Origin of the sequence: Mycobacterium intermedium, assembly GCF_002086275.1 — a bacterium.
Lineage (GTDB): Bacteria > Actinomycetota > Actinomycetes > Mycobacteriales > Mycobacteriaceae > Mycobacterium > Mycobacterium intermedium.
Map to the genome: position 1 here is coordinate 18,814 of NZ_MVHT01000063.1, position 20,971 is coordinate 39,784.

At 64.0% G+C, this 20,971-nt stretch carries 19 protein-coding genes and 1 pseudogene; 12 read left to right on the plus strand and 8 right to left on the minus strand.

From position 1 onward, the window contains the following. The 8 genes from BST27_RS20370 to BST27_RS20405 all read left to right on the plus strand — a co-directional run bounded on the left by BST27_RS20370 (position 1) and on the right by BST27_RS20405 (position 9,129). Positions 1 to 1,272, plus strand: a complete 1,272-nt coding sequence (locus BST27_RS20370; protein WP_069417499.1) for an FAS1-like dehydratase domain-containing protein — start codon at positions 1 to 3, stop codon at positions 1,270 to 1,272. After that, a complete protein-coding gene (locus BST27_RS20375; protein WP_232007145.1) occupies positions 1,269 to 2,120 on the plus strand; it encodes an enoyl-CoA hydratase/isomerase family protein in 852 nt (283 codons plus the stop codon). Before BST27_RS20370 ends, BST27_RS20375 begins: the two co-directional genes overlap by 4 nt. Continuing rightward, positions 2,117 to 3,514, plus strand: coding sequence for a phosphotransferase family protein (locus tag BST27_RS20380; RefSeq protein WP_069417629.1), 1,398 nt, complete (start codon positions 2,117 to 2,119; stop codon positions 3,512 to 3,514). Before BST27_RS20375 ends, BST27_RS20380 begins: the two co-directional genes overlap by 4 nt. Next, positions 3,508 to 5,049 (plus strand): class I adenylate-forming enzyme family protein, encoded by a 1,542-nt coding sequence (locus BST27_RS20385; RefSeq protein WP_079220127.1) that lies wholly within the window; start codon positions 3,508 to 3,510, stop codon positions 5,047 to 5,049. Before BST27_RS20380 ends, BST27_RS20385 begins: the two co-directional genes overlap by 7 nt. Next, positions 5,049 to 6,053 (plus strand): LLM class flavin-dependent oxidoreductase, encoded by a 1,005-nt coding sequence (locus tag BST27_RS20390; protein ID WP_069417500.1) that lies wholly within the window; start codon positions 5,049 to 5,051, stop codon positions 6,051 to 6,053. Before BST27_RS20385 ends, BST27_RS20390 begins: the two co-directional genes overlap by 1 nt. Beyond that, positions 6,050 to 7,075: a spirocyclase AveC family protein gene (locus tag BST27_RS20395; protein WP_156789245.1), complete on the plus strand. Its 1,026-nt coding sequence runs from the start codon at positions 6,050 to 6,052 to the stop codon at positions 7,073 to 7,075. The genes BST27_RS20390 and BST27_RS20395 overlap by 4 nt, the downstream gene beginning before the upstream one ends. 69 nt (positions 7,076 to 7,144) lie before the next feature. Continuing rightward, positions 7,145 to 7,660, plus strand: coding sequence for a hypothetical protein (locus tag BST27_RS20400; RefSeq protein WP_069417501.1), 516 nt, complete (start codon positions 7,145 to 7,147; stop codon positions 7,658 to 7,660). Positions 7,661 to 7,899: 239 nt separating this feature from the next. After that, positions 7,900 to 9,129 carry an endonuclease/exonuclease/phosphatase family protein gene (locus BST27_RS20405; RefSeq protein ID WP_139805268.1) on the plus strand — a complete coding sequence of 410 codons (1,230 nt, stop codon included), beginning with the start codon at positions 7,900 to 7,902 and terminating at the stop codon, positions 9,127 to 9,129. 91 nt (positions 9,130 to 9,220) lie between these two features. Here the strand turns inward: BST27_RS20405 and BST27_RS20410 are convergent, their stop codons facing one another. Beyond that, the gene (locus BST27_RS20410; RefSeq protein ID WP_069417502.1) at positions 9,221 to 9,646 is read right to left on the minus strand and encodes a rhodanese-like domain-containing protein; all 426 of its coding nucleotides are present in this window, start codon (positions 9,644 to 9,646) and stop codon (positions 9,221 to 9,223) included. A 102-nt stretch (positions 9,647 to 9,748) separates the two neighbouring features. Between BST27_RS20410 and BST27_RS20415 the strand changes: the two genes are divergently transcribed. Then, a complete protein-coding gene (locus BST27_RS20415; protein WP_069417503.1) occupies positions 9,749 to 10,438 on the plus strand; it encodes a winged helix-turn-helix transcriptional regulator in 690 nt (229 codons plus the stop codon). A 17-nt stretch (positions 10,439 to 10,455) separates the two neighbouring features. Next, the gene (locus BST27_RS20420) at positions 10,456 to 11,046 is read left to right on the plus strand and encodes a cysteine hydrolase family protein (RefSeq protein WP_069417504.1); all 591 of its coding nucleotides are present in this window, start codon (positions 10,456 to 10,458) and stop codon (positions 11,044 to 11,046) included. Between the two features lie 8 nt (positions 11,047 to 11,054). On the opposite strand, the gene BST27_RS20425 is transcribed toward BST27_RS20420, so the two are convergent. The 3 genes and pseudogenes from BST27_RS20425 to BST27_RS20435 all read right to left on the minus strand — a co-directional run bounded on the left by BST27_RS20425 (position 11,055) and on the right by BST27_RS20435 (position 15,003). Continuing rightward, positions 11,055 to 12,341, minus strand: a complete 1,287-nt coding sequence (locus BST27_RS20425; RefSeq protein ID WP_069417505.1) for a cytochrome P450 — start codon at positions 12,339 to 12,341, stop codon at positions 11,055 to 11,057. 579 nt (positions 12,342 to 12,920) lie between these two features. After that, entirely contained in the window at positions 12,921 to 13,361 is a 441-nt protein-coding gene (locus BST27_RS20430) for a hypothetical protein (protein WP_069417506.1), read from the minus strand. Between the two features lie 128 nt (positions 13,362 to 13,489). After that, a pseudogene (locus tag BST27_RS20435) lies at positions 13,490 to 15,003 on the minus strand (adenylate/guanylate cyclase domain-containing protein). 133 nt (positions 15,004 to 15,136) lie between these two features. Between BST27_RS20435 and BST27_RS20440 the strand changes: the two are divergent. After that, entirely contained in the window at positions 15,137 to 15,388 is a 252-nt protein-coding gene (locus BST27_RS20440) for an OsmC family protein (RefSeq protein ID WP_069417507.1), read from the plus strand. A 55-nt stretch (positions 15,389 to 15,443) separates the two neighbouring features. Here BST27_RS20440 and BST27_RS20445 read toward each other — a convergent pair whose 3' ends face one another. From BST27_RS20445 to groES, 4 genes are all read right to left on the minus strand, one after another. Further along, positions 15,444 to 16,970: an adenylate/guanylate cyclase domain-containing protein gene (locus BST27_RS20445; RefSeq protein ID WP_069417508.1), complete on the minus strand. Its 1,527-nt coding sequence runs from the start codon at positions 16,968 to 16,970 to the stop codon at positions 15,444 to 15,446. A 221-nt stretch (positions 16,971 to 17,191) separates the two neighbouring features. After that, positions 17,192 to 17,596, minus strand: a complete 405-nt coding sequence (locus BST27_RS20450) for a VOC family protein (RefSeq protein WP_069417509.1) — start codon at positions 17,594 to 17,596, stop codon at positions 17,192 to 17,194. Positions 17,597 to 17,709: 113 nt separating this feature from the next. Next, positions 17,710 to 19,329: a chaperonin GroEL gene (groL, locus tag BST27_RS20455; RefSeq protein ID WP_069417510.1), complete on the minus strand. Its 1,620-nt coding sequence runs from the start codon at positions 19,327 to 19,329 to the stop codon at positions 17,710 to 17,712. Positions 19,330 to 19,409: 80 nt separating this feature from the next. Next, positions 19,410 to 19,712, minus strand: coding sequence for a co-chaperone GroES (groES, locus tag BST27_RS20460; protein ID WP_011739140.1), 303 nt, complete (start codon positions 19,710 to 19,712; stop codon positions 19,410 to 19,412). Positions 19,713 to 20,402: 690 nt separating this feature from the next. On the opposite strand from groES, the gene BST27_RS20465 reads away from it, so the two are divergent. Then, positions 20,403 to 20,971, plus strand: a 569-nt coding sequence (locus tag BST27_RS20465; protein ID WP_139805269.1) for a PE family protein, incomplete at its 3' end; no start/stop codon positions are given.

A 20,971-nucleotide genomic window follows, 5' to 3' on the forward strand; every position in this document is an offset into this window, starting at 1 on the left:
ATGACACAGACCGAGCAAGCCCGGGACTTCGACCACGCCATCAAGGACGAGGACATCGAACGTGCCAAACTCCTTTTGGGCCTCGACGCCCCGATCAGTATCGACGAACATCACCGCCAACTGAGTGTCGATGCGATTCGTCAGTTTGCGATCGGATACGGCGACGACAACCCACTGTTCGTCGACCCCAGTTACGCGGCGCGAACCCGCTGGGGCGGCCCCATCGCCCCGCCGATGATCCACTCGGCGCTGTCGAAAAAGTTGTTGGGCGACAAGATTCCCGAGGACATCCGCAAGGCCACCCGGGGATTGTTCTCCGGCATCCACATCTTCGTGTCCGGCCAACACACCGAGTGGTACCAACCGGTGCGCCCGGGCGACGAACTGTACGGGTTCGGCGGTCTGGAGTCGATCGAGGAAAAGCACAGCGAGTTCGCCGGGCGCTCGGTCATCCGGGTGCGGCGCGCGGTGCGGATCAACCAGCGCGCCGAGGTCGTCGCCATCGAGCGGACGATCCTGATCGCCACCGAACGCAAAAAATCGCGCGAGCGCGGCAAGTACATGGACATCAAGCCGGCCACCTATACCGACGAGCAGATCGCGGAGATCGATGCGATCTACGCGGCCGAGGGGCCGCGGGGCGCCGAGCCGCGCTACTACGAGGACGTCCGGGTCGGCGAGCAGCTCCCACGGATGGTCAAGGGCCCGCTGACACTGACCGACATGATCTGCTTCCACGCCGGGGGCTACGGCTTCGGACCGTATGGAATCGGCGGTGCCCGAGTCGGATACAAGAACCGCCAGCGGGTGCCGAAGTTCTACATCAAGAACGCCGCCGGCATCCCCGACGTCGCGCAGCGGCTGCACTGGGAGAACGAGTGGTCGCAGTCGATCGGCAACCCGATGGCCTACGACTACGGGATCATGCGGGAATGCTGGTTGACCCATTACCTCACCGACTGGATGGGTGACGACGGCTGGTTGCTGCGCCAGCACGACGAGATGCGCAAGTTCAACTACATCGGCGACACCCAGTTCATCACCGGTGAGGTGGTCGGTAAACGCGTCGAAAACGGCAACGGCGTAGTCGATCTCGAATTCCGGGCGACCAATCAGCGTGGCGAGGTCACCGCACCGGCCACCGCAACGGTGGCGCTGCCGAGCCGTGAGTTCGGCCCGGTGGTGCTTCCCGAGCCGGATCCGGCGGTACGCCGCAAGGCCATCGCGATGATGGCACGGCACAACGAATTGGCCCGCGGAACCAAGCGGTGATCCCGGCCGGCACCCACCTCGATACCGGTACCGACATGGTGCTGGCGGCGGTGGTCGACGGTGTCGGAGTCGTCGTCTTGAACCGGCCGCAGCGCCGCAACGCCCTGCACAACGAGATGTACGAGGCGGTGCCCCGGATCTTGGAAAGGTTCGCCGCCGACGACGGCGTCGGCGCCGTGGTCATCGGCGGAGCGGGGCAGGCATTCTGCGCCGGCGGCGATGTGCGTGATGGCGGCTCGGCCAAAGCGACCAAAGGGGCGCTGGCATCCGGCGGCCGGGATGACCAAGAAGCCCAAATCGCCGCTCGTAGTGCCCTGTTGGCCGACAACGCCCGCATGGTGACACTGCTGCACGAGATGCCGAAGGTGACGATTGCGGCGTTGCCGGGCGCGGCCGTCGGCGCGGGCATGAGCATCGCGCTGGCCGCCGACCTGCGGATCGCCGCTACCTCGGCCCGGCTGATCCCTGGGTGGGCCAAGCTGGCATTCTCCGGCGATTTCGGTGGGGCCTGGTTCTTGACGCGATTGGTGGGCCCGGCGAAGGCGCTGGAGTTACTGATCGCCGACCAGCCGATTGACGCCGCTGCCGGACTGCGGCTGGGGCTGTTCAATCGAGTGGTGGACGACGCCGACCTGCCCGATGAGGCGTTGCGTTGGGCCGCCGAGATCGCCGCCGGGCCGACATTTGCCTACGGTTCCACCAAAGCCAATATCCTTGATGCACAGCGCCTCCCGCTAGCCGAGGCGCTGCTCCTGGAAAGTGAGCGGATGGTACGTACCGGACTCACTCAGGAGCATCGGGATGCCGTCAAGGCGTGGTTGGCGGCGGCCAAGGTGGGCAAGCGGTGACCAGCACGCGTCGCGAGATACCGGCCGGCGTCAGGGATTGGATCGCCGAGACGACGGGCGCCGAACGGATCGAGGTCAAGCAGGTACCGGGCGGCGCGAGCCGGCAGGCCTGGTTCGTCGATGCCGATGATCAAGCCCTGTTCTTGCGGTACGACCCGCGAGATCCACAGCCAGGTAGCGCATTTCATCCGCTGCAGGTCGAGGCCGAGATCATGGCGGAGCTGCACCGCCACGGAGTGACGGTGCCCCGGGTGGTGGCGGCCCATCCGGCCATTCAGGCGGTGCTGCTGGAGCGGGTTGGCGGGGAGACCTGGTTTCGGCTGATCGCCGACCCCGACGAACAGGTCCGCACCGCGCAAGACTTCATCGCGAAATTGGCTGTGCTGCACCGTATCGACGCGCGACTTCTGGAGATCCCCAGCCTGGGGCCGGCGGGTCCGGTCGACGGGCACGTCCGTGCCGAGCTCGCCGCGATGCGGCGCCGGGTGGACGCATGTGGAAAGCCCGCGCCGTTGCTGCGGTTCTGCATCGACTGGCTGGAGCGGAATGTGCCCGACTACGACGGGCCGACCGTGCTGGTGCAGGGCGACACCGGCCCGGGAAATTTCATGTACGCCGACGGCGCGGTCACCGCGATCGTGGACTGGGAACTGGCGCACTTCGGTGACCCCATGGACGACATCGCCTGGTTGTCACTGCGTACGGTGCAAGACACTTTCACCGATTTTCCGGCCCGGCTCGCCGAGTACGAGCAAGCCTCCGGCCACCGCATCGACCCGCAGCGAGTCTGGTACTACCGGCTGTTCGCCGAAACACGGCTTGCCTCGGTCAACCCGGGCAGCACCGACGTGCGCGCTTCGGCGCCGGCCGGCTCACCGGATGCCGGCAACCGGCTGATCTACGGCATGCTGCACCGTCGGCTGCTGGTCGAGGCACTGGCTCATGTCGTCGGCATCCCCGAAGTCGAGGTCGAGCTGCCGGACGCCGATCACCGGTCGGAATACGCGGCGGTGTACGAGGCGGCCGCGGCCGCGATGGCCGGTGCCGCCGAGCGGACCACAGACGGTCTGGCGTTGCGCTACGTCAAGGGTGCGGCGCGGTTGGTGAAGTACCTCGCCGAGGTCGATCGGATTGGACCGATCGTTGATGCGCAGGAGACCGCCGAACTCGCCACCTTCCTGGGATCGACGCCGGCTTCGGTATCCGAGGGCCGCGCGGCACTGGCGGAGCTGGCCGGACGCGGCGAGATCGACCACCGCGACTACGTCGCACAACTCTGGCGCGGCATCAAACGCGATGACTATCTGACCCGTACGGCCTCGGGGGCTTTGAGTCGCCGCACTTGGCCGCCGCTGACACATTCCGGCAACGTCCCCGCCACGGCCCAATGTTGACCCAGCACATCCCCGGTGAAATCCTCAGTGCCGCGGCCAGTTTCCGGGACAAGCGGGTGGTGGTACACAGCGACGTCCGGTCCGATTCGGGCAGCCTGGGTGACCTCGTCGACGAAAGTCACCGCGTGGCAGCGGGTCTGGCTGCGCTCGGTGTGCGACCGGGTGACGTGGTGGCGGTGCAACTGCCGAACTGGCGCGAGTGTTTCACCGCGCATGCCGCGATCTGGCTTTGCGGCGCCGTGGTACTGCCGATCGTGCCCAGCTACGGACCGGCAGAGCTGGAGTTCATCACCCGACGGGCCGGGGCGCGCGCGGTGATACTGGCCCGGGCGGCAGGCAAACGCGATGCCGCTCCCGTGGTCGCCGCATTGACCGATGTTCCGGGCCTCGACCATGTCATCCTGGTGGGCGACCCGCTGCCGGGCACCGTCGGCTACGCCGAACTGGCCGACACGGTGGCGACCGGCTTCGAACCGGTGGCCCCGGCCGACCCCCGCGACCGGTGCCTGCTGGTGTACACCTCCGGCACCACCGCCGAACCCAAGGGTGTGCAGCACAGCCACGCCAGCTTACTCGGTGAGATGCGGTCGATGGACGAAATGCGCTCGGCGAGAACGAATCTCACTACGCTGACGGTGTTCCCGTCCGGGCACATCGCCGGCACCCTGGGCATCCTGCGGTTGTTCTGTCGGCCGGGTACCACCATCGCTCTGGACTCCTGGAACGCAGAACGGGCCGCCCGGCTCATAGAACGCCACTCCGTCGGCGTCTCCGCCGGGGCGCCGATCCACCTCAACGGCATTCTCGATGTAGCAGAGCGCGACGGGCTCGATGTGTCCAGCTTGAGCGAGTACGTCACCGGCGCGGCCGGGGTGGCCGGCGCGCTGATCCGCCGTGCGGCCCGGTTCGGGGTCGGGGCATTTCGCTGCTACGGGTCCTCCGAGCATCCGACCATCAGTTCCGGGCGACCCGAGGATCCACTGGACAAGCGCGCCGACACCGACGGCCGGATCACACCCGGAACCGCCATCAGGATCGTCGACGACGACGGCGCCGACGTCGAGACCGGTGTGGCCGGCGAGATCCTCACCCGCGGACCCGAGTTGTTCTGCGGTTACACCGATCATCGACACAACCAGGACAGCATGCTCGACGGCTGGTTCCGCACCGGGGACGTCGGGCGGCTCGATGCCGACGGCTACCTCACCATCACCGACCGCAAGAAAGACATCATCGTCCGCAGCGGCGAGAACATTTCGTCCAAAGAGGTCGAAGACGTGCTGAGCAGTCACCCCGCCATCGCCGAGGCGGCCGCCGTGGGCGCGACCGACGAAGTGTACGGCGAACGGGTCTGCGCATTCGTCGTGGTCAACGCCGGGCAGCGCTTCGAGTTGGCCGACGCTGCCCGCCATTTCAGCGAGTGCGGTCTAGCCCGGCATAAGACGCCGGAGCGCGTCGTCGTGGTCCCCGAATTACCCCGGACGGCCAGCGGCAAGGTCCAAAAACATGTACTCAGGGAGCAACTGAAACGCTGATGAAATGGGGAATGCCCTGGCCGGGAAAGGTTCTCGCACAACAATGCGAGGAGGCGGGAGCGACGGCGTTCTGCGCCGGTGAATTCGCCGATGCCAGTGCGTATGTGACGGCTTCGGAGATGGCGCACGCCACGACGGCGGCCCGGATAGGGCCGGGTGTCGCCTACGCGTTCGCTCGATCGCCGTTCGTGCATGCGGCCGCGGCCCGACACCTGAACAAGATCGCGCGGGGCCGGGTCTTCCTCGGGCTGGGGGCGGGCACGGGGCGGATGAATCGCGATTGGTTCGGCGTGGACTCCAGCCACCCGGCCCCCCGGATGCGGGAGCTGGTCAGCTGCATACGCGCCTTTCTGACGGCGGAGGACTATCAGCCGATCGCCTTCGACGGGAAGTTCTACAAGGTGAATGCCCGCATCCAGGCACCCGTCATGGGCCCCATCGACATACCAATCCTGTTGGGTGCGTTCAATATCCACATGATTCGCACCGCCGGCGCCGTCGCCGACGGGGTGCTGGGCCATGGCCTGTTCACCGACCGGTGGTGGAGCGAGGTGGTGGATCCACAGCTGCAGCTCGGCGCCGAACGCGAGCGACGCGACAGTGCGCAACTGCTGCGGTGGGGGTGGGTGATCACCGCGATCGACGACGCTGATCCGCAGCGAGCGATCCAGGACGCCAAACGTCAGATCGCGTTCTATCTCACCGTCAGGACCTACGACTCGTTGGTGACGTTGCACGGCTGGCAGGACGAGGTTGCCGCGATACGCCAGGAGTTCGCCTCCGGCGACCCGCGGAAGCTAGGCAATCACGTAAGTGACGAGATGCTGTGGTCGATGGCGGTGTGCGGAGACGTCGGCCAGGCCAAGGAAATGCTGTCGAATCGGCGGCGTCTTCCAGAGCTCGCAATCCTTTCCCCGCCGGCATTTCTGGTGAGCCCACGGCGTCGAGCGAACTACTGCGCGAACCTCCTGGCGGCCATCCCGGAGATAGGAGTGTTCCAGTGACCGCAGATCAGAACACCCGCACCGACGTTGAGGACCACACCGGGCTGTTTGACGGAGCGAAGGACTCGCCGCCGATCGTCTGGCTTGCCCGCCTGGGTGGCGTGTTCCTGGTCTTCCAGGCGTATGTGTATCTGCGCTGGATCTTCTCCGACAGGTTCACCCCGATGCCGAGCGGGCCCGACCCGGTCCCCGGCTCGGCCATCTTCTGGGTCCGGTTCTGGGAGATCGGCTGCGTCGCCGCGGGCGTCGGTCTGGTGTGGTGGATCATCCGCAAGACACGTCGCGACGGCGAGTTCCCCGCTGTCGGTGTATTTGTGGTCGCCTGGCTGCTCGCCGCCTGGCAGGATGTCGGCGTCAATGCCACCCGCCCGGTATTCGCTTATAACAGCGCCTTTTTCAACATGGGTACCTGGGGGGAATTCATTCCCGGCTGGGTGAGCAAGGGAGCCGAGAACCCACAGCCGATCATTTATTTCCTGGCCAGCTATATCGTGCTGACGCCGCTGGCGATCATGGGCATCGACACGCTCATCGTCCGGCTGCGAAAGGCCGTTCCGCGCCTGAACCGGGCGGGGGTCATTGCGGCGATGCTGGTGCTGTTCATCGTGCTGGACATCACCCTGGAACAGTTTTTCCACCGGGTCAGGCTGTGGACCTACCTCCGGGTCGACGGTGATTGGTCGATCTTCCCCGGCACTTTGTACCAGTTCCCGTTGTACGAAGGGGTTTTCTTCGGCGGGGTGGTCAGTGTGTTGTCCATTGCCATCTACTGCTTCCGGGATGGACAGGGACGGATGATCAGCGACATCGGCATCGAGAAGCTGCGCAACAAGCGCACGGTGCCGCTGGTGCGGATCCTGGCGCTGAGCGCGGTATTCAACCTGATCATGATGGTGTTCATGTTGGGTTTCAACCTGGTCAACCAGCACGCGGACACCCAGCCCGCCGAACGAGTCCCAAGCTATCTGCACCACGAAATGTGCGGAATAGCGCCGAATGCGCCCTGCCCGCCGAGGCCCTGACGGGTCAGGCATAGGCGGGTCCGGGTCGCGTTGGCGAATACAGTGGAGGGACAAAGGAGGGATTTTCCGATGCCGAACGATTACCGCCGTGCGGTGGCCGCCAGTTGCGCCGCCCTGGCCGTCCTGGCCCTGCCGACCGTCCTGAACATCGCCACGGCTCAGGCTGACCCACTGCCCGCCTTTTGCGTGCCGTCCAGCGTCGTCGACAACGTTTGCACCGCGCGACTGACGTCAGTGACGGACAATGTCACCGACGGGACCATCACCGGGACCCCCGTGGGTGGCGGAGCGACGATTACCCTTGCGGGACAAGGCGATGCGTACCAGAAGTCGGCAGGATTCGGAGATGCGCGGCCGGCACTCGTTCAAGAGTGGGACGACGCCATCGACAAGGTCAGCGGTCTGCCCACAGACCCGTCCGATCCCAATTGGTATGGCAACGCCAAGTCTAAAGCCTTCCTGCCCAGGACCTTGAATAGCCTTGCCGCCCAGTTCCCCCCGAACATCCTGGTGGTCCGCTTCACCCCCGATGATGCCCAGCCGGGCTGGTTCCGGCTCGTGTCGATTCAGCCGACACGCCAGTAAGACTCGCAACCGCGACCCAACGGGAGGGGCTATTCGCAGGCGGGACTGCGCATCGGCGCAGGAATCAACGGCGGATTCGGCCCACCACCGGAGTCACACCCGCGCATCTTGCAGCAATCGATTTCGGGTGACGTCCGTCGCAGCCGACGACGGCATGAGCCGAGTCAGTGGCTAATCTGCCCGTCAACCGTCATTTCTCTTACGTTGTCGTCTGTACGTGCTAGTTTGCAGAACTGCCAGTGGCGGATGCGGGCGGTCAAGCACCACTTGGAGGGATGATTTTGAGATTTCTAACGTGGAATATCCAAAGCGGAGGCGGGAAAAGAATTTCATCTATCGCCAAGGCTGTTGAAGAATTATCGCCCGACTTCGTTGCGTTGACCGAGGTAACATCCGGCAACCTGACACAGTTGCAGGAATCGCTTTCGAGGCAGGGACTCACTCATATCGCTACGACGTGCGACGGCGGACGGGGCTACAGCGTGTTAGTGGCATCGAAGATGCCGTTCGATGTGGAGACCGATAACATTGAGCAGGACCAAGAGCGTTGGCTTGCAGTTTATCTTCCTAGTGTCGAGTTGAAAGTGCTCTCTATCCATATTCCCGGCACTACAGATGACAAATTTGGCGCAGATGGCTATGGCATCTCCGGAAAAATGCGCAAAAAACGTCTTTGGAACGAAGTAATCCGATATGCCACTCAAAACAAGGACCAAAGAGTCGTACTTCTAGGTGATTTCAACACTGGACTCGAAGAGGATGCCCAGGGAACGCCGTTTGAGCTTTCTCACTACATGCGGGTCCTTTACGCACAGAACTACACCGACGTATGGCGCTCACTTCATCCGAATGCACGCGAGTTCACGTGGTATACGAAGCGGAAAAACAAGGAGACCGGGATCTCCGAAGACTACAACGGCTTCCGGCTCGACTATGTATTCGTATCACCCTGCTTACGTGACAATATCGTCAGTGGACAACACATTCACACAGTCCGGAAAGAGAAGCTATCCGACCATGCGATCGTGGTGGCTGATCTAGCCGTAGAAAGCCATACTCTGTCCTTCGGAACTGAAAAGTCGAAGCCCAGCGAATACACATACGGGCTCGGCGAGCTGATCCGAGCACACCGCCTGTATATGGGCCTCAGCAAAGATGGTATGGCTAAACAGCTCGGTATGCGCGATGACAGTTACGACCCGATAGAAAATGGTCGAGCCGCTTGTCCGCCAGGGCTCCTCGAAACAATTGACAGCATTATGCGACGATTCGATCAGGAAGTTCAGGCGCTAGTCGCGCGTGCAAATGACAAGTGCGAAATCAAGGTTGAGGTCAGCCGACAACCTAGCGAGGAATGGCGACGCTGCGTCGTCGGACGTGCGGCGATCGAGTCAGGGCGAATATTGCCAGTGCTCATCGACGGACCACCACAAAGACCTGGTCCCCAGCACCATGACAAAGATCGCTGAGCGCTCGAACACGGCAACTGCAATCCACATCGTGCGCCCCCGGTCGCCCTGCCCACCTCCCCTACGACCCGGAAGCAGCGCTGGTACTTGCCTAGGACTCCAGGTCCACGACTGGGAGACCGGCCGCCTTCCACGCCTGGAAGCCGCCTTCGACGTCGGTGGCACCGCTGAGCCCGATCCGCTGCAAGTTGGCCGCGGAAAGACTGGAGGCGAGTCCGAGATTGCAGAGGACGATGATCTGGTCATCCGGTTGCGGCACTGGCGGCAGCTCGGCCGCCTCCTCGGGCGTGAACAGCGGGCGGTGAGTCGGGTCCAGGAATACCTCGACGGCGTTGCGGGGCACTCGGATTGCACCGGGGATGATGCCGTCGGCCGCTTGCTCTTCGCTGGTGCGGGTGTCGATGAGCAGCACGCCGTCATCAAGCGCGGCCGCCGCCTGCTGCGGTGTGAGCCGGTCAAGTTTGGCCTGGGCCTCGTAGATGAGCTCGAGCGTGCGGCTTGTTGGTGTGCTGGTCATGCCCGCCACTCAACACCACCGCAGCCTCCCCGCAATAGGTTTAAATTCACGACTATTCCGGTACTAGATTCGAACCGGTGGCGATCGGGTAGCGTCGCCGCTATGTCCGTAGTGCCGGCCGAATACTGCCCCGTGTCAATCGGTGCAAGCATGCTCGCCGACCGGTGGAGCCTGTTGATCGTCCGAGAGGTGATGGTCGGCGCCCACCAGTTCAACGCGATCCTGCGCGGACTTCCGGGGTTGTCGCGCAGCCTGCTGACCACCCGCCTGCGCCATCTGGAAGAACTCGGCGTGCTCAAGCGCGTCCCGACCGGGAGTGGTCGGACACACGAGTACCGCCTCACACCCGCCGGCGAAGACCTCCATGAGGTGATCCATGCCCTGGGGCGATGGACGGTGCGATGGTGGTTCCCCGCGCCCCGACCCGAGCAGGTCGACAACGCGCTGCTGTTGTGGCGCATGCGGGCCGGCATCACCTCGCAGTTGCCCGAGGGCCGCACCACCATGCTGTTCGACTTCACCGACGGCGATGTGAAGCGGGGATGGATCGTGGCCACCAACACCGAAGTGTCTGTCTGCCTTCATGATCCAGGATTCGTCGTCGACTTGCACGTGACGGGCAGTGGCCGCACCTGGCATGAAATCTGGTATGGTCACCGCCAACTCAAGCAAGCGATCGCCGATGGAGACATCATCATCGAGGGACCTGCCAAGCTTGCTCGCGCCTTCCCCAAATGGTTTGCGCTGAGCCCATTTTCCGCAGACGTCGCGGCCGCGACGGCGAGCCACTAGTTCAAGAAAGGTAGTTCATGTCCGACACCCTGCGGGCGCTGGCCGGCTTGCCCGGGCAGCCACCCCGACTAGCCGACTCCGCACTCATTCTCATCGACTGCCAGAACACATATACCAGCGGCACAATGGAACTCGACGGTGTACAGCCTGCATTAAATGAAGCAGCCGCCCTGTTGGAACGAGCCCGCACCATTGGCGTGCCCGTCATCCACATCCAGCACAACATGGGTCCGGGATCGCTCTACGACATCGAGGGCGAGTCGGGTGCGATCGTCGCACAGGTCGCGCCCCGTGGCGACGAACCCGTCGTGGTGAAGTCCTATCCCAACTCATTCGTCTCGACCGACCTTGACGAGCGTCTCAAAAGTCTTGGTGCCGAACACCTTATCCTCGCTGGATTCATGACCCACATGTGCGTCAACTCGACCGCACGCGGTGCATTCAATCTCGGCTACGCACCGACAGTCGTCGCATCGGCCACCGCGACCCGGGCGCTGCCAGGCATCGAGGGCACGGTATCGGCCGCAGCCCTTCAGTCCGCCAGCCTGGCCGCCATCGCCGACCTGTTCGCGGTAGTCGTTCCGGACTCGGCGGCGATCGCCGACTAAGCACGCTTCTAGGCAGGAGTAAGGCACACCGGCAAGCAAGTGGGGCCGCGCAACAAGCTGTTGGTTGACCAGCTGGTTTCACCCACCGCCGAAATCCCACTCGCTTGCGTCACCAACTCGCGCAGCACAGCTTGGGCTTCCATGCGAGTGAGTTGCGCGCCGATGCACAGATGGACACCAAAACCAAAGGCAATGTGTTGGGTCGGTTTTCGGTCTGCCCGGAACTCGTCGGGTTCGTCGAAGACCCGTGGGTCGCGGTTGGCGGCACCGATGCTTAGCAAGACACGCTCGCCGGCCGGAATGGTTACGTCGCCCACTCGGTAATCACGCACCGCTGTACGATGCACGTTCTGGGCGGGTGATAGGTATCGCAGGCCTTCCTCGATCGCCATCGGGATCAGGGCGGTATCGGTACGCACGATGTCGAACTGTTCCGGGTGGGCAGCCAGCGTGGCGAACAACCCGCCGAGCAGATTGGTGGTGGTCTCATTGCCCGCCAGCAGCAGCAAGATCGCAAATTGAAACAGCTCCGAATCGGAAAGGGAGCCCGCATCATTCTCGGCCAGCAGCCGGCCGAGGATCGTGCCTGAGCCCTTCAAGCCGCCGAGGGCGAACTGGCGTCTGAAATATTGATGCATCGCCCAGGAACCGCGGAGCATCTGCGCCAACTTGCGGGCACCCTCGGCCGTCAACGCCACACCGGTGATCTGCGTCGTCGCTTCGGACCACTTCCGAAAATCTGCGACGTCCGTGTCGGGGATGCCCAGCAGCTGTGCGATCAGACGTACCGGAACCGGTACAGCCAACCGCTGTACGACATCGCAACCGGGATTTTCAAGAACGTCGCGCACCGTCTCGGCCGCGAGCTCATCGATTGTCAGGCGCCAATTCTCCAACGCAGCTTTGGTGAACGCGGGCATCGCCTGGCGGCGCAGCTTGGCGTGCTTCTCACCGTCGGTCGAGACGAGGGTCGGCGCGCGGACCCTGACCCGGGCCGGCCCGTCAGCGCTAGACAACGCGGTGTCGTCACGAAGCGCCCGCCGCACGTCGTCTAGACGGCTCAGGATCCACACCGCCCGTTTCGGGTTGTACTGCACGCGACCGCCGGCATGCAGTTGGCGGTAGGCCTCGTGCGGCTGCGCCGCGGTCGCCGGGTCCAGCGGGTCGTAACTTGTGATCGCCGCCCCGTTCCGGGCTTCGCGGCGGGCACGGATCCCCCTGCTGTTGGCGCGGATAGACCCGCCAAAAGCCTTGACCGCGGTACCAGTGAATCGAACGGTTTCAGTCACAGTCATGCGTCACGCCTCCGACCAGGATTACAGATCGGACCGTAACGATTAGTCACGCAATTAACAAGCAAAACGACGCCGGTGGAAATGATCATTGATGAACTGGCCCGCCGCGTCGATATGGCGACGCGGACATCCGCGAATGGCAAACGAACGGCCTGCTCCCCCGCCTTAGCGTCGGCGTTTACACCGGCGACCACATGTCGCGCATCCAACGCACCAAATCGCTTCGGGCACAAGGGTTTCCTCGATGTCAGCCGGCGGATATTGGATCAGGCCCCCTGGGTCCGCGCCTGACGTGCGTCGGCTGGCGCCGAGCACCAATCTGCGAGCGTCCAGGCTCTTGTTGATCTATGCCGCGACCGTATCTGGAAGCCGTTCGTCGATGCCGGCCTGCCGGTCGACCAATGGCACCAAGTCGCCGACAGGACCATTGAATTGCGTTCCCTGGCAATTGGTCTGGGAGTGCAGACGTTCCGCAGGGCCGTCGATGAGGTGGTCGGCAAGGTCCTCACTGGGGAAGCCACGAAAATGGATGCGCGAGGCTAGCAGTCGCCCCGGGCGTCCGCCAGTAACGCCGCCGCTCTAGGTCTTGGTGAAGGTCGTGGTCTCGTAGCCCTGTCCGAGTTTTGCGGTCAAAGTGGTTCCGTCGCTACTGAGGTTAAAGGTCGTATCGGTCCAGCTTGCGAACGAGCAATCCCTGGTGGACCACAGGCCGTGCTGCCCGGCATATGTACCCGCTCCCGTTGATTTGAACTTTGCGATTACCGTGCCGGACGGCAGATCGCAGGAGCTGCCCGTGACCCGCACCGGGGTCTTGGCCGTTTCGGTATATACATCGCCTTCAAGGGTCATCGTGACCGTTGCCGGCGCGCCGTACTTCACGTTCCAGTCCCCGAGGACGGGATCCTTCTCGGGAGATGCCAACGCGCCCGGGCTGCTCGAAAGAAGCAAAGCCGCGGCGAGCACCAAGGCAATGATGTGGCCAAACAGGTAATGGCACGCGCCGCAGGAACGATGGTTCATGGATCCTCCCGGGATTGCGCAACTACAGCCGCGGCCGTTGCGCGTGCGAGTGATAACCAGGACCATTGTCGGCCGCCTCGCCCGGCTTGTCGACGACCGCGCGGTCGCAGTGGTTCGGATGTAAGCCCTCAACCGGCCATCGCGGGGTCGAGGCCGAAGACCTCTGCTGGGGCTGACTTGCCCTTCAGCGCATAAGCCCCCCGCTCGACCAGTCCGGGCAGTCCGGAAGCCATGGCGTCGACGGTCTGCTGGGTGAGAAGGATGGCGTCGCCCGTCGTCTTGGTGAGCTGCTCGACGCGGGCCGCGACGTTGACGGTGTCACCGATCAGGGTGAACTCCAGTTTGCCTCCACCCCCGATGGTCCCCGCGATCACTACCCCCGTGTTGATCCCAATGCCGATGTGAAGCTGTCCGCCAAATCGCTCGGCGACCAGGCGATGTATCAACACCGCAACGCTCACCGCGGCGTCAGCGTGATCGGCGAGGTCGTTGGGGCGCCGAAGACGGCCAGTGCGCCGTCACCGAGGAACTTGTTGACGTGCCCACCGGCCTCGACGACGGCCGGCACAACGATGTCGAACAGTGCGTTGAGGCGAATGACAGTGTCCTCAGCGGTATTTGCGTCGGCGAAGGAGGTGAAGTCGCGAATGTCAATGAACATCACTGTGACCTCGCGGCGCTCACCGGTGAAGACGTCGTCGCCCTGCTCGAGCAGCCGCGCCGCCAGCGCCGGATCGACGTAAGTCCCAAAAGCCGTCTGAAGTCGTTGTCGCTCTGCCAAGCCCGCTTGCATGCGATTGAATGAGGCCGCCAGCGCACCTAGGTCATCATCCTGCACCACCGGCAAGCGGCGGCTATAGTCCCCAGCCGCAACGCGTTTGGTGCCTTCGGCAAGCTCCGCGATAGGCCGCAGGGATGGAGCGAACGCGGCACCGACCGTCAATGGAACACCGATGCCCACAGTCAGGGCAAACCCAATCGCTACCCAAAGCAGGGGCGGTTGGCGCACCCCACCGAATACAGCCATCAGCATTGCGCTTTCGATTGCGAACGCCAACGCGACGCCGAGCATGGATATCTCCGACCAGGTGGCGAAGGTCGGGCGCGAGCGCGGTAGGGCGTCGCCAATGGTGGTGTCGCCGATCAGCGAGACCCGCACCGGCCGCATCACCGCCTCGACCAGACTATGCACCCCGATCAACTGGCACGGACCCTGAATTGTGGCGCCCACGACCGCATACTGGACAAGTCTTGATGGACTGCTTCCGGCAACGGTTCCCACCGCGACCGAAAACGCCGCGGCAAGAACGCCGTTGATGATCACCAAGCGGACCGGCGCTTTTCGCGCCCAGTTGTAGGTGGCCTGCAGCGTTGCGGTCCGATCAATTTGCTCCCGTTTGGCCCAATGCTCAACCTGCCGCCAGACTCCGCGTCCGGGAGGACCCAGCAGGCATACCAACATCAGCACCGCGATGACGGTGAGTCCCGTCGCCTCGAGGTACCGGGTCGACTCCTCGAAGGTCACGATGACAACTGCCAGGAAAAGGTAGATCGGCAAGGCCAGCATCACCACCACCCCGGCCAGTACCCATGAATACCTCGCTCCGTGGCGGTTCCATGCCGCCTGCAGGATGCGGTCCATGGCGGAAGAGTAGACGTCCGACGCCGCCAGGTGTCGTTTCCTTGCGGCGAGCGTCCGACGATAAGGAGAACACCCCCCGGCCGCAACCGAGGATGTTCCGTCCTGCTGTACCTAGTGAGCGTGCCCGCTGACCGTGGCCATCGTCGGCCGCATAGCACTGAAGGGGCTAGAAGCCACCATCCAGGGAGACCTTGACGCACAGGGCGTCCTCGGGCTCAACGACAGTGTGCGCCCTGGGTACGAGCAGATCAGGGTCACGATCAAGGCCACCGGGGACTTCGATGACAATCAGCTCGCCGAGCTCGCCAGCCTCACTCGCTACTCGCCCGTCCGCGACTTAGTCAGCAACCCGGTCCCCCTCGCCATCGATCTAACCCGGGCCTGAGTGACCCGGACGGTGTCGGCTCCATCCCCTGTCCCTGCCGACGAGAGTTCGACATTCAGCCGAGCAGATGAGGGTTGACCGCTGGATCGAGTCCGAAAAGCGTTATCGGGGCCGACTTGCCCTTCAGTGCGTGAGCACCCCGGTCGGCAAGTCCGGGTGGTCGAGAACCCAAGGCCGCTACGGTCTGCTGAGTCATAAGAATCACGTCACCGGTGATTTTCGTGAGCTGCTCGACGCGGGCCGCCACATTGACGGTGTCACCAATGAGGGTGAACTCGAGTTTGCCACCGCCGCCAATGGTTCCGGCGATCACAACGCCGGTATTTATCCCGACGCCGATGCGAAGCCTCCCACCGAGTCGCTCGGCGACATGGCGGCTGATCGATACCGCGGCCCTGAGCGCGGCGTCGGCATGCTTCGCAAGTTCGTTGGGAGCGCCGAAGACGGCCAGAGCGCCGTCGCCGAGGAACTTGTTCACGTGACCACCAGCCCCGACGACGGCAGGCACGACGATCTCGAACAATGTATTGAGATGAGCGACGGCTTCCTCTGCGGTGTGTGCCTCGGCGAACGGTGTGAAATCGCGGATATCGACGAACATCACGCTCACTTCGCGGCGTTCGCCGGTGAACACGTCATCGCCTTGCTCGAGCAACCGCGCCGCCAGGGACGGATCGACGTAAGTCCCAAACGCGGCGTGAAGTCGTTGACGCTCGGCCAAACCGGCCTGCATGCGGTTGAACGACGCCGCCAATGCGCCAAGATCATCGTCTTGAACCACCGGCAGACGTCGCGAATAGTCCCCGGCCGCAACCCGTTTAGTGCCCTCGGCAAGATCCCGAATCGGCTGCAGCGACGGCCCGAACACACTGATGACGGTGATCGGCACGGCGAAGCCCAGGGTCAACACACAGCCGATGGCCAGCCACAGCAGTGGGGACTGCTCGGATTGATCGAACTCGCCCGCCACCGTCGCGCCCGCGAGGGAGAAACCGAACGCGACCGAGAGGATGCACAAGTTCGACCACGCGGCGAAGGTGGGGCGCGACCGGGGCAGGGAGTCGCCGATCCCGGAGTTACCGGCGATGGCGGCCCGTACCGGTCGCATGGGCCCTTCCGGCACGCTGTGCACACCGATCAGGTGTGTGCCGGCCCCGACAACGCCACCCAGGACGGCATACTGGATCAACCGCGGTCCCCCCGCGCCCGCAATGACGCCAACGACGAACGACAGCAGGGCGCCGCATACGGTGACGGCCGCTAACCCACGCAGAACGGCACGACGAGACCAGGTATAAGTGGCCTCCAGTGCCTTCGCCGGATCCACCGCTTCACCCGCTGCCCATCGCTCGACAAGCCGCCATGCGCCGCGGCCGGGCAGGACAATCCCGTACGCCAGCATCAACATCGCAACGGCGGCGGCGGTCGCCGCTTGGAGGTAGTGACCCGATTTCTCGAAAGTCACTATGGCACAAGACAAGAAAAGGTATATCGGGAACGGCACCAGGACGGAGACCCCGTAGATCACCCACGAGTACTGCGCGCCGAACCGGTCCCACGCCCACTTCACGAAGCGGTCCATGGCGCGAGACTAGACGCATCTGATGGCTGAGCCACTAAAACGCCCCGGCCAGCTGAACGGGTTAGAAGCGGTTGTGTGCGTCGATCGAGTGTTAGCTATACGGAGCGGTGGCGCGGCCCCCTCCGCAAGGGGCTCCTCCTCCCGGCCCGCTCTGGACCGGTCGGTTACGCGGGTGCCGAATCTTGCGAGCGCGAGCGACGAATCGCGCAGCGGCGTTTCATCTAAGCGAGATCTAGGTGTATGAATTCGATCTGGATTCCGTCAGGATCGACGAAGTCAAAGATGTGTGCGCGACCGTCTGCCGCTTCCCGAAGGGCTGACCGCGCCACCCCTCGAACGTCAAGCCAAGTCGCCCACGCCTGCAACTCATCCAAAGACGTCGCCGTCAATGCGAAGTGATCGAGGCCGGTACGCATCGGGTGGAATCGCTCCCCCTCGTTACCTGAATGTTCGTAGAGATCAAAGATGCATCCGCCCAGGGAAAGGATAGCCATGCGACCGATAAACGACGGACTCGTGCCGCCGTGCGGTCCAACCAAGAGATCTGCTCCCAGCACGTCGCGATAGAAGCCCATGCTGCGCTCAAGGCTCGTCACAGAAATCCCGAGGTGATGCAGTCCGGCCAAGTGCGGGCGATCACAGCCACGATCCACAACCTAGATGGTGCCATTGACAGTGGTGTGGTGAAACGACAACACCCCCGGCGACGAACCGGGGGTGTCCTCGTAAACGGATCTAACTAGTGCGCGTGCCCGTGATGACCATGACCATCGTCGGCAGACTCGGCGGGCTTGTCCACGACGGCCGTCTCCGTGGTCAGAATCATGCGCGCCACCGAAGAGGCGTTGAGCACCGCGGATCGGGTCACCTTGACCGGGTCGACAATGCCGGCGCCGGCCAGGTCACCGTATTCGAGCGTGGCCGCGTTCAGCCCGTGGCCTGGCGGTAGCTCAGTGACCTTACTGACCGCGACCGCGCCGTCCAGCCCGGCGTTCGCCGCGATCCAATACAGCGGTGCCGCAAGGGCATCGGAGAACGCGTTGACGCCCAGCAACTCGTCGCCACTGAGTTCCTCGCGCAGCGACTTCAGCGCCTCACGGGCATGGATGAGCGCGGACCCACCGCCGGCGACGATGCCCTCTTCGACCGCAGCCTTGGCTGCAGCCACGGCATCCTCGACGCTTTCCTTGCGTTCCTTGAGCGCGGTCTCGGTCGCTGCGCCGACCTGGATGACGGCGACGCCACCGGCCAGCTTGGCCACTCGCTCCTGCAGCTTCTCGCGGTCCCAGTCGGAGTCGCTGGCCTCGATCTCGGCACGCAGGGTCTTCACGCGGTGGGCAACGTCCTCCGCCGAGCCTGCGCCGTCGACGATGATGGTCTCGTCCTTGCTCACCACCACGCGTCGCGCCGAACCCAAGACGTCGAGACCGACCTCGCGCAACACCAGTCCGGTGTCGGGAGTGATCACCTGGGCTCCGGTGACCACAGCGAGGTCCTGCAGGAATGCCTTGCGGCGGTCGCCGAAGTACGGCGCCTTGACCGCTACGGCCTTGAGCGTCTTGCGGATGGCGTTGACGACCAGTGTCGCCAGCGCTTCACCTTCAACGTCTTCGGCGATGATCAGCAGCGGCTTGCCGGACTCGGCGACCTTCTCCAACAGCGGCAGCAGGTCAGGCAACGAGCTGATCTTGTCCTGGTGCAACAGGATCAGCGGGTCCTCGAGCACGGCCTCCTGGGAGTCGAAGTCGGTGACGAAGTAGGCCGACAAGAATCCCTTGTCGAAGCCAACGCCCTCGGTGAACTCCAGTTCGGTGTTCAGCGTCGACGATTCTTCGACGCTCACCACGCCGTCGTGGCCGACCTTGCTCATCGCCTCGCCGACCAGATCACCGATGACGGCGTCCCGCGAGGAAACGGTCGCCACCTGGGCGATGGCTTCCTTGCCGGAAACGGGTGTGGCCGAGGCCAACAGCGCCTCCGACACCGCGTCGGCGGCCTTACTGATGCCCGACCCCAACGCGATCGGGTTGGCGCCGGCGGCAACCAGGCGCAGCCCGGCCTTCACCAACGCCTGCGCCAGGACGGTTGCGGTGGTGGTGCCGTCGCCGGCGACGTCGTTGGTCTTGGTGGCCACCGACTTCACCAGCTGGGCACCCAGGTTCTCGAACGGGTCCTCCAGGTCGATCTCACGGGCGACCGTGACGCCGTCGTTGGTGACCGTGGGCCCGCCAAAAGCCTTGGCCAGCACCACATGCCGGCCACGCGGACCCAGCGTCACCCGTACCGTGTCGGCGAGCTTGTCCAAGCCCGCCTCGATGGCGCGACGCGCGATTTCGTCGTACTCAATCAGCTTGCTCATCAGGGTCCTTCCCCACTACGCATGCCGCCCCGGAAATCGCCCGCGGTGGTACGCGGGGATCGCCGGGGCGGAACACGGTTCTACTTGGAAACGACAGCCAGCACGTCGCGCGCCGACAGAATGAGGTATTCCTCACCGCCGTACTTGATTTCGGTGCCGCCGTACTTGCTGTAGATGACGGTGTCACCTTCGGCGACGTCCAGCGGGATCCTCTTCTCGCCGTCCTCGTCCCAACGGCCGGGGCCGACTGCGACGACAGTGCCCTCTTGGGGCTTCTCCTTGGCGGTGTCGGGAATGACCAGACCGGAAGCGGTCGTGGTTTCGGCCTCGTTGGCCTGCACGAGAATCTTGTCCTCGAGTGGCTTGATGTTCACCTTCGCCACGATTGGAGCCCTCCACTATTTGGATCGGGTCCGGGACCGCGAGCCCCGGACCGAGTTGACGGCCGCTCGGGGCATCCCCCGAACGTCCGAATTACCAGGTGTTCGGCAGTCTTCCGGTGCCCTCGCGCCGTCGTCGCGGGTGCCGACACTGGGGCTTTCCGACTGCCACCTAGCACTCTATACACGAGAGTGCTAGCACTCAAGGGTACCCCGGTGCTTCCGTGTCGACGAGATGCGTTGGCCGTGCGCGAGACGGCGGGTCGGAACGACGACGTCACGCCGTCAAGAGCGTCATTTCGCCAGGTTATTGGTGGGCGCGCGTGGCCACCAACGACGTTACGCATATCCGAAGGCGGCACATTTCGCCTTCCGCGAAACGTTGACAAGCGGGGACCACGATCCCCATTACCAAACTGGCGCCGGAAGGCCGTAATTACGCGCGGTGGCGGACTCGGGAACGAGCGGGCACCCCGTGGAAGATAGTTGAATCCGCCACAATACCAACACAGTTCGGCTGACGTGGATAGACAAAGAATCAACGTGGAGCAAATTAATATCCATAGAATCAGGCTGCAGAAATTGGAGTCGCGAACCTGAAACCCCACGGTATGGTCCGCTCCAATTGCCTTCTACGTCTCGCGGATTCTGGCTGGATCCTGCTGAGATCGTCTTCCGAAATGGAGCCTTAAGTTGTCCTTTTTTATTTTTGTCACCCCTGAATTTATTGGTAGCGCGTCGGCGGAATTGAGTGGGATCGGTTCGACCGTGCAGGCGGCCAATGCGGCCGCGGCGGGTGCGACGACGCAGATTGCGGCTGCCGGCGCCGACGAGGTGTCTGCGGTGATCGCGACCCTGTTCGGCGGGTTCGCTCGGGAGTATCAGGCGTTGGGGGCTCAGGCGGCCACCTTTCACGACCAATTTGTGCAGGCGCTGAGGTCGGGCGCTGGGGCGTATGCGGCGGCCGAGGCGGAGAACGCATCGCCGCTGCAAGCGCTCGAAAAGCAAGTTTTGGACGCGGTCAATGCGCAGACTCAGGCACTGTTCCACCGCCCGTTGATCGGCGACGGCGCCAACGGCGCCGCGGAGACTGGCCAGGCCGGTGGCGCTGGCGGCCTCTTGTTCGGCAATGGCGGCAACGGCGGGTCAGGAGCGGCCGGGCAGGCTGGCGGCGCCGGCGGCGCGGCCGGCCTGTTCGGTAACGGCGGGGCCGGCGGCGCCGGCGGGGTGGGCGCGGTCGGCGGCGTTGGCGGGGCCGGCGG